This is a genomic window from Streptomyces sp. Da 82-17, from assembly GCF_046098215.1.
GTDB lineage: Bacteria > Actinomycetota > Actinomycetes > Streptomycetales > Streptomycetaceae > Streptomyces.
On sequence record NZ_JBJURH010000009.1, the window covers coordinates 228,196 to 240,513 of the forward strand.

General features: G+C 72.9%; 12 protein-coding genes. 8 read left to right on the forward strand and 4 right to left on the reverse strand.

What is annotated here, in order from left to right; genetic code table 11:
* Positions 1 to 13: 13 nt before the first annotated feature.
* The 3 genes from ACIDOF_RS18195 to ACIDOF_RS18205 are packed head-to-tail and all read right to left on the reverse strand — an operon-like array spanning position 14 to position 2,888.
* Positions 14 to 661, reverse strand: a complete 648-nt coding sequence (locus ACIDOF_RS18195) for a lactate utilization protein C (protein WP_409006946.1) — start codon at positions 659 to 661, stop codon at positions 14 to 16.
* Positions 658 to 2,136 (reverse strand): lactate utilization protein B, encoded by a 1,479-nt coding sequence (locus ACIDOF_RS18200; protein ID WP_409006947.1) that lies wholly within the window; start codon positions 2,134 to 2,136, stop codon positions 658 to 660. Before ACIDOF_RS18200 ends, ACIDOF_RS18195 begins: the two co-directional genes overlap by 4 nt.
* Entirely contained in the window at positions 2,133 to 2,888 is a 756-nt protein-coding gene (locus tag ACIDOF_RS18205; RefSeq protein ID WP_409006948.1) for a (Fe-S)-binding protein, read from the reverse strand. Before ACIDOF_RS18205 ends, ACIDOF_RS18200 begins: the two co-directional genes overlap by 4 nt.
* A 140-nt stretch (positions 2,889 to 3,028) precedes the next feature.
* Between ACIDOF_RS18205 and ACIDOF_RS18210 the strand changes: the two genes are divergently transcribed.
* The 7 genes from ACIDOF_RS18210 to ACIDOF_RS18240 all read left to right on the forward strand — a co-directional run bounded on the left by ACIDOF_RS18210 (position 3,029) and on the right by ACIDOF_RS18240 (position 10,040).
* Positions 3,029 to 4,360, forward strand: coding sequence for an alpha/beta fold hydrolase (locus ACIDOF_RS18210; RefSeq protein ID WP_409006949.1), 1,332 nt, complete (start codon positions 3,029 to 3,031; stop codon positions 4,358 to 4,360).
* 190 nt (positions 4,361 to 4,550) lie between these two features.
* A complete protein-coding gene (locus ACIDOF_RS18215) occupies positions 4,551 to 5,285 on the forward strand; it encodes a PIG-L deacetylase family protein (protein ID WP_409006950.1) in 735 nt (244 codons plus the stop codon).
* A 120-nt stretch (positions 5,286 to 5,405) separates the two neighbouring features.
* Positions 5,406 to 6,053: a helix-turn-helix domain-containing protein gene (locus ACIDOF_RS18220; protein WP_409006951.1), complete on the forward strand. Its 648-nt coding sequence runs from the start codon at positions 5,406 to 5,408 to the stop codon at positions 6,051 to 6,053.
* Between the two features lie 111 nt (positions 6,054 to 6,164).
* The gene (locus ACIDOF_RS18225) at positions 6,165 to 7,133 is read left to right on the forward strand and encodes an NADPH:quinone oxidoreductase family protein (protein ID WP_409006952.1); all 969 of its coding nucleotides are present in this window, start codon (positions 6,165 to 6,167) and stop codon (positions 7,131 to 7,133) included.
* Positions 7,130 to 8,311, forward strand: coding sequence for an acyl-CoA dehydrogenase family protein (locus ACIDOF_RS18230; RefSeq protein ID WP_409006953.1), 1,182 nt, complete (start codon positions 7,130 to 7,132; stop codon positions 8,309 to 8,311). Before ACIDOF_RS18225 ends, ACIDOF_RS18230 begins: the two co-directional genes overlap by 4 nt.
* Positions 8,308 to 9,420, forward strand: coding sequence for an acyl-CoA dehydrogenase family protein (locus ACIDOF_RS18235; RefSeq protein ID WP_409006954.1), 1,113 nt, complete (start codon positions 8,308 to 8,310; stop codon positions 9,418 to 9,420). The genes ACIDOF_RS18230 and ACIDOF_RS18235 overlap by 4 nt, the downstream gene beginning before the upstream one ends.
* 98 nt (positions 9,421 to 9,518) lie before the next feature.
* The gene (locus ACIDOF_RS18240) at positions 9,519 to 10,040 is read left to right on the forward strand and encodes a hypothetical protein (protein WP_409006955.1); all 522 of its coding nucleotides are present in this window, start codon (positions 9,519 to 9,521) and stop codon (positions 10,038 to 10,040) included.
* A 74-nt stretch (positions 10,041 to 10,114) separates the two neighbouring features.
* Here the strand turns inward: ACIDOF_RS18240 and ACIDOF_RS18245 are convergent, their stop codons facing one another.
* Positions 10,115 to 10,399 (reverse strand): hypothetical protein, encoded by a 285-nt coding sequence (locus ACIDOF_RS18245; RefSeq protein WP_409006956.1) that lies wholly within the window; start codon positions 10,397 to 10,399, stop codon positions 10,115 to 10,117.
* A gap of 307 nt (positions 10,400 to 10,706) precedes the next feature.
* On the opposite strand from ACIDOF_RS18245, the gene ACIDOF_RS18250 reads away from it, so the two are divergent.
* Positions 10,707 to 12,305: an ABC transporter substrate-binding protein gene (locus ACIDOF_RS18250; protein WP_409006957.1), complete on the forward strand. Its 1,599-nt coding sequence runs from the start codon at positions 10,707 to 10,709 to the stop codon at positions 12,303 to 12,305.
* Positions 12,306 to 12,318 lie beyond the last annotated feature (13 nt).

Sequence of the window (12,318 nt, forward strand, 5' to 3'; positions counted from 1 at the left end):
CTAACCGCGCACTTCAGCCGCCGCTCAGCAGAACGACCTCCAGGGTGCGCGGCCCGTGCACCCCCTCCACCCGGTCCAGCTCGATGTCGCTGGTCGCGGACGGCCCGGAGATCCAGGTCAGCGGCCGCCCCGGGTCGAGCCGCGCCAGCGCCTGCGGCACGGACGACACCACCTGCTCCGGGACCCGTACGACACAGATGTGATGGTCCGGCACGAGGGTGATGCGGCGGCGGCCCTGGTCGGGGGAGCCGTCCAGGACGAGCGTGCCGGTCTCCGCGATCGCCACCGCGCAGCCCGTGACCACGCTGTCCACGGCGTCCAGCTCCCGCGGCGTCAGCTCCGCCCGGTCGTGCACCCGCACCGGATCGGCCGCCTTGAGCCAGCCCGCGTCGAGACCCGGCGGTACGACGACACTGCGGGCGCCGCGGGCCGCGAGCAGCCGCATGAGGAGGTCCGCGAGCCCGTCCGGGTCGCTGCGGTGCACGATCGCCCGGTAGTCGGCGAGGTTCTCCGCGAGCAGCTCCACGGTCTCCTCGGTGCTGCGCGCGCCGTGCTCGACGAGGTACGAACGGTCCACGGCCGCGTCGAGACCGGGCGCCTCGTCCGGCGCGCCGTCGAGGGCCCGCCGGACCCGGTTCAGGATCACGTCCCTGCTGCTCACCTGGCTCCTCCCGCCTCTCCCCGGGTACGCCGCCACCAGTCGCGGAACGGCTCCGCCGGCACCTTCGGCACTTCCCGGCTGTCGCTCCACGCCCGGCCCGGCCCGGGCAGCCGCCGCGGATGGAACCGGCGCGTGCGCGCGGCGATCCGCTGGCCGGCGGCGAGCGCCCCGGGATGGGTGAACGCGAACGCCGCCGCACGCATCGCGGCCCGCTCGGCGGCGTGCCCCTTCGCGGGCTGCAGCGTGACCTTCGCGCCGCGCCGCGTCACCGGCCCGCCCTGCACCACCCGTTCCCGCAGATGTACGAGGACCTCCGGGATGTCGATCGCCACCGGGCACACCTCGTAGCAGGCCCCGCACAGCGACGACGCGTACGGCAGCGACGCGTCGATCTCGCTTGCCGTGCCCCGGAGTTGGGGGCTGAGGATCGCCCCGATCGGCCCCGGGTACACCGAGCCGTACGCGTGCCCGCCGGCCCGCTCGTACACCGGGCACACGTTCAGGCAGGCCGAGCAGCGGATGCAGCGCAGCGCCTGGCGGCCGACCTCGTCGGCGAGGGTGTCGGTGCGGCCGTTGTCGAGCAGCACGAGGTGGAAGTTCCGCGGTCCGTCCCCGTCCGTCGTCCCGGTCCACATCGACGTGTACGGGTTCATCCGCTCGGCCGTCGACGAGCGGGGCAGCGTCTGCAGGAACACCTCCAGGTCCCGCCAGGTCGGCACCAGCTTCTCGATGCCGACGACCGAGATCAGCGTCTCGGGCAGCGTCAGGCACATCCGCCCGTTGCCCTCGGACTCGACGACGACGAGCGTGCCGGTCTCGGCGACCATGAAGTTGGCCCCGGAGATCCCCACCTTGGCGCGCAGGAACTTCTCCCGCAGATGCAGCCGCGCCGCCTCCGCCAGTTCGGCGGGCGTGTCCGTCAGGTCGTCGGGCGCGGGGCGGCCCCACTCGCTCATGGTGCGCGCGAAGATGTCCCGGATCTCGCCCCGGTTGCGGTGGATCGCCGGTACGAGGATGTGGCTGGGCCGGTCGTCGCCCAACTGCACGATCAGTTCGGCGAGATCGGTCTCGTACGCGGCGATGCCCTCCTCGGCGAGCGCCTCGTTCAGGCCGATCTCCTGTGTGGCCATCGACTTGACCTTGACGACCTCGCGCTCGCCGGTCGCCCGTACGAGTCCCGCGACGATCCGGTTGGCCTCGTCCGCGTCGGCCGCCCAGTGGACGGTGCCGCCCGCGCGCGTGACGGACTCCTCCAACTGCACGAGGTAGTGGTCGAGATGGCGGAGCGTATGGTCCTTGATCTGTCGGCCCGCCTCGCGCAGCCCCGCCCAGTCGTCCAACTCGGCTACGGCCTTGGCGCGTTTGCCGCGGATGGTGTGCGTGGCGTGCCGGAGGTTGCCCCGCAGGGTGGTGTCCCGTACCGCCGCGCGCGCGGCGTCGGGGAAGGCGGGCATGCCAACAAACGTGTGACTCACGCGAGTTGCTCCTCTTCCGTGCTCGCCAGGATCTCCGCGATGTGCACCGGCCGCATCCCGCTGCGCAGCCGGGCCAGCGTGCCGCCGATGTGCATCAGGCACGAGTTGTCCGCCGCGCACAGCACCCCGGCCCCCGTCGACTCGGCCGCCCGCACCTTGTCGAGGCCCATCGCCGCCGACACGTCCGGGTTCTTCACCGAGAACGTCCCGCCGAAGCCGCAGCACTCCTCGGCCCCCGGCAACTCGACCAGTTCCAGGCCCTTCACGTGCGCGAGCAGCCGCGTGGGCCGGTCACCGAGGCCGAGCGAGCGCAGCCCGTGACACGTCGGGTGGTACGTCACCTTGTGCGGGTAGTACGCGCCGACGTCCGTCACGCCGAGCACGTCGACGAGGAACTCGGTCAGCTCGTACGTCTTCGGCACCACCGGCGCGAGCGCCCGGGCCAGGGAGTCGCCGCGGCCCTCCGCGCGGGCCCGTTCGCCCATCCGCGGATACAGCTCCCGCACCATCGCCCCGCACGAGCCGGACGGCGTGACGATCGCGTCGTACCCGGCGAAGACCTCCGAGAAATGCCGGGCGAGCGGCTCCGCGCGATGCCGGTACCCGGTGTTGTAGTGCGCCTGCCCGCAACAGGTCTGCCCCGCCGGGAAGTCGACGTCCACACCCAGCCGGCCCAGGAGTTTCACGACGGCCCTGCCCGTGTCCGGATAGAGCGTGTCGTTGACGCAGGTCAGGAACAGGGCGACACGCATGCGTCTCCTTCCGCGGCGATCATCGGATGTCTGAGGTTACGCGCGCGAGGCCGAGCGGGGGAGACGGCGGACGCGATCGCTCCGCACCGGCCGGGCGGGTACGGTGCCGATCACCGCCCCGTACCCGAGCAGGAGCCCCGTTGCCCAGCAGCCAGCACCCGACGGCCACCCCGGTCCGCTACCGCCAGCCCGGCGTCGTCCTCACCGACCACCACTTCGCCGTACCCCTCGACCACGGCCGCCCCGACGGCGAGCAGATCGAGCTGTACGCCCGCGAGGTGGTCGCAGGCGACCGCGCCGACGACCGACTGCCGTGGCTGCTCTACCTGGAGGGCGGGCCCGGGTTCGGCGCGCGCCGCTTCGTCGGACGGCAGGCGTGGCTCGGGCGGGCGCTCAAGGAGTACCGGGTGCTGCTCCTCGACCAGCGCGGCACCGGCCGCTCCACGCCCGCCAACCGGCAGACCCTGCCCCTGCGCGGCGGACCCCGCGAACAGGCCGACTACCTGGCGCAGTTCAGGGCCGACGCGATCGTCAAGGACTGCGAGCTGATCCGCCGACGCCTCACCGGCGGCGCCCCGTGGACAGTGCTCGGCCAGAGCTTCGGCGGCTTCTGCGTCACGCACTACCTGTCCACCGCCCCGGAGGGCCTGCGCACCGCTCTCCTCACCGGCGGCCTGCCGTCCCTCGACGGGCACGCGGACGACGTGTACCGGGCGGCCTACCCGCGGATGCAGCGCAAGGCCGCCGCGCACTACGCCCGCTACCCGCAGGACGTCGAACGGGCCCGCCGCATCGCCGCCCACCTCGCCGAGCACGGCCCGGTCACCCTCGGCGGCGGCTACCGGCTGACCGTCGAGGCCTTCCAGTCCCTCGGCATCCTCCTCGGCTCCGGCGACGGCAGCCACCGCCTCCACCACCTCCTGGAGAACGCGTTCGTCCGCACCCCGCACGGCCACGAACTCGCGGACGCCTTCCGCGAAGAGGCACACGCGGTCCTCTCGTACGCGGCCCATCCGCTGTACGCCCTCGTCCACGAGGCGATCTACGCGCAGGACGAGCGGCCCACGAACTGGTCGGCCCAGCGGGTGCGGGCCGAGTTCCCCCAGTTCGACGCGGGGCGGGCGGTCGCGGGGGAGGAGCCGCTCCTCTTCACCGGGGAGACGGTGCACCCGTGGCACTTCGACGTCGACCCGTCGCTGGCCCCGCTCCGCGAGACGGCCGAGCTCCTCGCCGCCCGCACGGACTGGCCCCGCCTCTACGACCCGGCCCGCCTCGCCCGCAACGAGGTCCCGACGGCGGCCGCGATCTACCACGACGACCTGTACGTCGACACGGCCCACTCCCTGACGACCGCCCGCACGATCCGCGGCCTGCGGACGTGGGTCACGGACGAGTACGAGCACGACGGGGTGCGGGCGGGTGGGGGAAGAGTCCTGGACCGACTCTTCACGTTGGCCCGGGACGAGGCGTGAGGGCGCGCCCGCCTGCTCTGCCCTGCGGGCTCGCGTCCTCAATCGCCGGACAGGCTCCATCCCGGTCGTTGTTCGGCTTTCCCGCCGTCGTGGCCGGTCGCGCCCCGCGGCGGAGCCGCTGATGTCACCGCCCCGCGCCCCTGTCGGGGCACAGCCCCCCACCTGCCTGAGACCCGCTTAACCTTCCCCCATGACCGATCAGTTGAAGCCCATGCCCGAGGACTGGACCCGCGCCCTCGCCGTCGTCGCGCACCCGGACGACCTGGAGTACGGCTGCGCCGCGGCCGTCGCGCACTGGACGGACGGCGGCCGGGACGTCCGCTACGTCCTCGCCACCCGCGGCGAGGCCGGCATCGACACCGTCGCCCCCACCGAGTGCTCCGCGCTTCGCGAGCGCGAGCAGCGGGCCTCCGCCGCGGTCGTCGGCGTGACCGAGGTCGAGTTCCTGGACCACCCGGACGGCGTCGTGGAGTACGGCCCGGCCCTGCGCCGCGACATCGCCGCCGCCGTACGCCGCCACCGCCCCGAGCTCGTCATCACCCTCAACCACCGTGAGACCTGGGCGGGCGGCGCGTACTGGAACACGCCCGACCACGTCGCCGTGGGCCGCGCGACCCTCGACGCGGTGGGCGACGCGGGCAACCGCTGGATCTTCCCGGAGCTCACCGAGCAGGGCCTGGAGCCGTGGAACGGCGTGCGCTGGGTCGCCGTCGCCGGCTCCGACACCCCGACGCACGCCCAGGACGCGGGCCCCGGCTACGAGCGCGGCGTGCGCTCGCTGCTCGAACACCGCGCGTACATCGAGGCGTTGACGGACGAGGACCCGGAGGAGTACGCGCGCTCCATCCTGCACATGGGCACGTCGATGGTCGCCGACCGCTTCGGCGGGCGCCCCGCCGTCGGCTTCGAGGTCTTCAGCCGCTGACCCGGCGGCCACCCTGGCGGAGAAGGCGGTACGCGTCGCAGGCCCGTGCACACGTACCGCCCGCCCCGTCCCCGTACCCCTCGTCTTGACAACCCCACTTGCCGAATCTGCAATGAACGCATGACCCGCAACCAGCCGCACGACCCGCACACGGCCCACACCCACCCGCACCCCGACGCCGCCGAGGGCGCGGAGGGCACCGAGGAAGTGCTCGCCGAGGTCGGGCCCCGGCTCCGCCGTATCCGCAGGGAGCGGGGTGCGACGCTCGCCGGGCTGTCCGAGGCGACCGGGATCTCCGTCAGCACCCTGTCGCGCCTGGAGTCCGGCCACCGCAAGCCCAGCCTCGAACTGCTCCTGCCCATCGCCCGCGCCCACCAGGTCCCGCTCGACGAGCTGGTCGGCGCCCCGCCCGTGGGCGACCCGCGCGTGCGGGCCAAGCCGATCACGCGCCGCGGCCGGACGATGGTGCCGCTCACCCGGCAGCCCGGCGGACTGCAGGCGTACAAGATCGTGATCCCCGAGCTCACCGAGGTCCCCGAGCAGCGCACCCACGAGGGCTACGAGTGGCTGTACGTCCTCTCCGGCAAGCTCCGCCTGCTGCTCGCCGACCACGACGTGGTGCTCGGCACCGGCGAGGCCGCCGAGTTCGACACCCGCCTGCCGCACTGGTTCGGCCCCACCGGCGACGGCGGCGTGGAGTTCCTCAGCCTCTTCGGGCCGCAGGGCGAGCGGATGCACGTACGGGCCAAGCCCACCTCGAGAAAGTAGCCGCGGAAGCGTCCGGGGCGGGTTCGACGGGTTCCCAGGAGGCAAGCAACCGCTTAGTATGCGCGGGAGCTTGGTTCTACGACCCCTCACGACCCTCCGTGGAGGCCCCGCATGCAGGCATGGCGAGTGCACGAGAACGGCGAGCCCGGTGAGGTGATGCGGCTCGAAGAGACGGCCGCGCCCACACCCGGCGCGGGGCAGGTGCTCCTGAAGGTGCGCGCCGCCAACATCAACTTCCCGGACGCGCTGCTCTGCCGCGGCCAGTACCAGGTCCGGCCGCCGCTGCCGTTCACGCCCGGCGTGGAGATCTGCGGTGAGACCGAGGACGGCCGCCGCGTCATCGCCAACCCCGCCCTGCCGTACGGCGGCTTCGCCGAGTACGCGGTGGCCGATGCCGCCGCCGTACTGCCCGCGCCCGACGCGCTCGACGACGCCGAGGCCGCCGCGCTGCACATCGGCTACCAGACCGGCTGGTTCGGGCTGCACCGGCGGGCCGCCCTGCAGCCCGGCGAGACGCTGCTCGTGCACGCCGCCGCCGGCGGGGTCGGCTCCGCCGCCGTCCAGCTCGGCAAGGCCGCCGGAGCGAAGGTCATCGGCGTCGTCGGCGGGCCAGAAAAGGCGCGCGTGGCCGAGGAGTTGGGCTGCGACGTGGTGATCGACCGGCGGGCCGACGACCTCGTCTCCGTCGTCAAGGAGGTCACCGGCGGACGGGGCGCCGACGTCGTCTACGACCCGGTGGGCGGCGACGCGTACGCCAAGTCCACCAAGTGTGTGGCCTTCGAGGGCCGCATCCTCGTCGTCGGATTCGCGAGCGGGGCCATCCCGACGCCCGCGCTCAACCACGCCCTGGTCAAGAACTACTCAGTCGTCGGCCTGCACTGGGGCCTCTACAACACCAAGGACCCCGAGGCCGTCCGCCGCTGCCACGACACCCTCACGGAACTCGCCGCGAAGGGCGCGATCAAGCCGCTGGTGAGCGAGCGGGTCGCGCTGCAGGACGGTGCCGCGGCCGTGCAGCGCGTCGCCGACGGTGTGACCACCGGCCGCGTCGCGATCGTCCCCGAGGGAGCCGCCGTATGAGCGACACTGCCGAACTCCGCGCCCGCGTAAGGGAGTTCCTCGCCGCGCACCCGCCCGCGAGCACCCCGCGCGAGGCGTTCCTCGCGGCGCGTTTCGACGCCGGGCTCGCCTGGGTGCACTTCCCCGAAGGGCTCGGCGGGCTCGGTCTGCCGCGCGCCCGACAGACCGTCGTGGACGCCGAGTTGGAGGCCGCGGGCGCCCCCGACAACGACCCGCGGAAGATCGGCATCGGCCTCGGCATGGCCGCGCCCACCGTCCTCGCGTACGGCACCGACGAGCAGAAGGCGCGCTGGCTCAGGCCGTTGTGGCTGGGCGAGGAGGTGTGGTGCCAGCTGTTCTCGGAGCCGGGCGCCGGATCCGACCTCGCGGCGCTCGGCACGCGGGCCGTGCGGGACGGCGACGCGTGGGTGGTCAACGGGCAGAAGGTGTGGACGTCCAACGCGCACAACGCGCGCTGGGCCATCCTCATCGCCCGTACCGACCCGGACCAGCCGAAGCACCGCGGCATCACGTACTTCGTGTGCGACATGACCGACCCCGGCGTCGAGGTGCGGCCGCTGCGGCAGATCACCGGCGAGGCCGAGTTCAACGAGGTGTTCCTGTCCGACGTGCGCATCCCCGACGCGCACCGGCTCGGCGAGGTCGGCGACGGCTGGCGGGTCGCGCAGACCACGCTGATGAACGAGCGCGTCGCCATCGGCGGCATGCGGCTGCCCCGCGAGGGCGGCATGATCGGCCCCGTCGCCGAGACCTGGCGCGAGCGGCCCGAACTGCGCACCCACGACCTGCACCAGGAACTCCTGAAGCTGTGGGTCGAGGCGGAGGTCGCCCGGCTCACCGGGGAACGGCTGCGCCAGCAGCTCGTCGCGGGCCAGCCCGGCCCCGAGGGCTCCGGCATGAAGCTCGGCTTCGCCCGGCTCAACCAGCGCATCAGCGGCCTGGAACTCGAACTCCTCGGCGAGGACGGCCTGTTGTACGAGGACTGGACGATGCGCCGGCCCGACATCGTCGACTTCACCGGCCGCGACGCGGGCTACCGCTATCTGCGCGCCAAGGGCAACAGCATCGAGGGCGGGACCAGCGAGGTCCTCCTCAACATCGTCGCCGAACGCGTCCTGGGACTGCCGTCCGAGCCACGCACCGACAAGGACGTCGCATGGAAGGACCTGGCCAGGTGAGCACCTCCGCAGACCTCCTCTACTCGGACACCGAGGACGAACTCCGTTCCGTCGTACGGGACTTGCTGACCGCGCACTGCACGGCCGCCGCCGTCGTCGCCCGTATCGAGACCCGCGAGCCGCACGACCGCGAACTGTGGAAGACCCTCGCCGTCGAGATGGGCCTCGCCGGACTCCTCGTACCGGAGAAGCTCGGCGGGCAGGGCGCCACGCACCGTGAGGCGGCCGTCGTCCTGGAGGAGCTGGGGCGGGCCGTGGCGCCGGTGCCGTATCTGAGCAGCGCGGTGATCGCCACCGAGCTGCTGCTCGGCTGTCCGGAGGAGAAGCCCCAAGTGGCCGCCCAGCTCAAGGAGTTGGCGTCCGGGCGGCTGGTCGGAGCGCTCGCCGTGCCGTTCGCGACGGCCCCGCACGGCCCGTACCCGCGGGTGCGGCGCAGCGCCGACGGGCTGCTGCACGGCACGGTCACGGCGGTCGCGGACGCGGCGGCAGCGGACCTGCTGTACGTGGCGACCGACGACGCCCTGTACGCGCTCGCCGCCGACCAGGAAGGCGTCACCGTCACCCCGCGCACCTCCCTCGACCTGACCCGGCCGCTCGCCGACGTCACCCTCGACGGGGCGCGGGGCGGCGAGCCGGTCGGTGAGGACCCGGACGCGGCGATCCGTCGGGCGCTGCTCGCCGGGGCGGGGCTGCTCGCCTCCGAGCAACTCGGCGTCGCCGACTGGTGTTTGACGGAGACCGTCGCGTACACCCGCGACCGGTACCAGTTCAACCGGCCCGTCGGCTCCTTCCAGGCGCTCAAGCACCGGCTCGCGGACCTCTGGCTGGAGACGGTCAACGCCCGCGCGGCGGCCCGCAACGCGGCGGACGCGCTCGCCACGGCCGGCGCCGAGATCCCGCTCGCGGCGGCCCTCGCCCAGGCCTACTGCGGGCCGGTCGCGGTGCACGCCGCCGAGGAGGCGCTGCAACTGCACGGCGGTATCGGGATGACGTGGGAGCACCCGGTGCACCTGTACCTGAAGCGCGCCAAGTCGTCCGCGATCGCGCTGGGTTCGGCCGGGCGGCACCGGGACGCGATCGCCGAGCTGGTGGACCTCCGGGCGCCGTAGCGCCGCGCACTCCCGGCCGGACCGGGCGACGCCGGTCTGTGTCAGGGTGGACCGGCGCCGCCCGGCCGTCGGGCGCCGCCGGACGGACGGGGGCTTTCATGCGGCTGCGCCGCACACCGGTGATCCTCGCGGCGTGGTTCGCCGTGGGCGGGGCGTGGCTGGGGCTCGCCGAGTGGCCCGTCGAGACGCCCACGGCGAACGGTCACGCCGCGGACGGGCCGATCCGCCTCGACGACGGCCGCCGCGTACTCGTCGAGTTCACCGACCGGGGCCTGGTCGAGCGCCACCGCCCCGCCGACGGCGGCCCCTGGTCACGCCCCCGGGTCCTGCACCCGAAGCCGGGGGACGCGGACTGCTCGGTCGAACTCAGCGCGTACGGCGACACGGTGGCCGTCATGGCGGACTGGGACCAGGGCTGCCACGGTCCCGCAGCCGCGACGGCGATCGCCGCCGTGAGCGACGGCGACCTCACCGACTGGGACGTCGAGGCGATCGACGGCATCGACGGCTGGGAGTGGACCCGCTTCTCCTGGAGCGGCTACCGGGTCGCCTTCCGCAAGACGGGCGAGGGCGTGGAGGAACTCAACTGGCGCGAGAGCATCGGGTTCACGGGGCCTTGAGGAGTGCGGGTCGGCCGAGGTGAGGGCCGACCCGGGGTGCGGGGGCGCGCCCCTCGCAGGCCCGTCGCCGAGGCTCAGACGGTTGAGTGCCCCTGCGTGACCAGCGCGTACGCGCGGGCCAGGCGTTCCAGGGCCTCCGGTGCGGTCTGCTCCTCCACGTCCACCGCGGCCGTGGCCCGGGTGATCGCGTCGAGCAGCTGCTCCTGTGCCTCCGCGGCGGCGGGGGAGGCGGGCGCCGCCGCGGGGGCCGGGGCGCGGGGCGGTTCGGGGGCGACTGCGGCCCGGGCCCAGTACTCCAGCGGATTGCGGTCGCGCGTGACGGGGCTCGGAGCCCCTTCCTGCGGTGCGCGGTCGGTCATGACGTCCCCCCATGCGTCGTCAACGGAGAGATCAACTTACCGAGTACGCACCCCCCTCCGGCGACCGGGGGGGGGGACCCCGGCACAGTTCGATCTGGCGCCGGGACAGCGCGGGCGCGGGGTGGCGCATGTACCACCACCAGGCGACCCTCGTTCCCAGCCGGCCCGTCGATCCGCCCCCACCCTCGCCCCCACCAGCGCAAACCCCCGTCGCCCCGGTCTGCCCCCACCCCTGACGCCCCGCACCCCGTACGGCATAATTGCGAGCTGTTCGCAATAACGGCAGATCTTGAACAGGGGTGTGGGCATGACGGCCCGATCGATACGCACCGCGGGCGGTGCGCTGGCAGCGGTCACCGCGCTGGCGCTGGCCGCCTCGGCCTGCTCGGCGCCGACCCGGACGTCCCCGGACGGCGCGATGTCCGGGTCGGCGGTCGTCGGCATCGCCTACGAGCCCGACAGCCTCAGCCCGCTCCTCGGCTACGGCAAGGACGGCAACTCCAAGATCTTCGACGGCCTGCTCAGGCACGCCGCGAACATGGAGCTCCAGCCCGCCCTCGCCGCCGCACTGCCGAAGGTCTCCGACGACGGCCGGACGTACACGTACAAGCTCCGCCCGGGCGTGAGGTTCTCCGACGGGAAGCCGTTCACCGCGAAGGACGTCGTCTTCACGTACGAGACGATCCTCGACGAGAAGACCAACAACGCCTACAAGACCGAGCTGGACGCTCTGAAGTCGGTGGAGGCCAAGGGGGACGACGAGGTGGTGTTCCACCTCAAGTACCCCTACGCGCCGTTCGCCGAGCGGACCGTGCTGCCGATCGCGCCCGAGCACGTGGCCGGGAAGCAGGACGTGAACAGCGGCCCGTTCACCACCAAGCCCATCGGCACCGGCCCGTACGAGCTGGTCAAGTGGTCCAAGGGCGAGAAGCTCACCTTCAAGGCCAACCCCGACTACTGGGGAGGCGAGCCGAAGGTCAAGCAGTTCACCATGGCGATCATCAAGGACGACGACGTCCGCGCCACCCGCCTTCGCTCCGGCGACCTCGACGGCGCGATCCTGCCGCCCAACCTGGCCAAGGGCTTCAAGGGCCAGAGCGGCATGAGGACGTACACCGCGAAGAGTTTCGACTATCGCCTCGTCACCCTGCCCACGCACAACAAGGTCACCGGCGACACCGCCGTCCGCCGCGCCCTCGACGTCGCCGTGGACCGCAAGGCGATGGTCGACTCGATCCTGTACGGCGCGGGCAAGGAGGCCTACGGGCCTGTCCCCACCGACAGCGAGTGGTTCACCAAGGGCACCGAGCGGAAGCACGACCTGAAGAAGGCCGAGCAGATCCTCGACGACGCCGGCTGGAAGAAGGGCAAGGACGGAATCCGGGCGAAGGACGGCGTGCGCGCCTCCTTCCCGCTCTGGTACCTCACCGGCGACAAGCTCCGCCAGGACCACGCCCTCGCCTACGCCTCCGACGCCAAGAAGGCCGGTGTCGAGGTCAAGGTGCAGGCCGGCACCTGGGAGGTCATCGAGCCGAAGATGAAGACGGACGCCGTGCTCGCGGGCGGCGGCGCCCCCGCCGACCCCGATTTCGACCAGTACAGCCTCCTCGCCTCGAAGCTCGCCGGCGACGGCTTCAACAACATGGCCTGGTACGACAACGCCAAGGTCGACAAGGCCCTCGAAGACGCCCGCAAGACCGATGACGAGGGCGAGCGGAAGGCCGCGTACGACACGATCCAGCGCGAGCTGGTGAAGGACCCCGGCTACACGTTCCTCACGCACATCGACCACCTGTACGTGTTGAGCAGCCGTTTCGGTGAGCGCTCGACGCAGGTCGAGCCGCACGACCACGGCCTCGCCTCCGGCCCGTGGTGGGACGTCGAGCGCTGGCAGCCGCTGAAGTGAACTCCCGTACAGC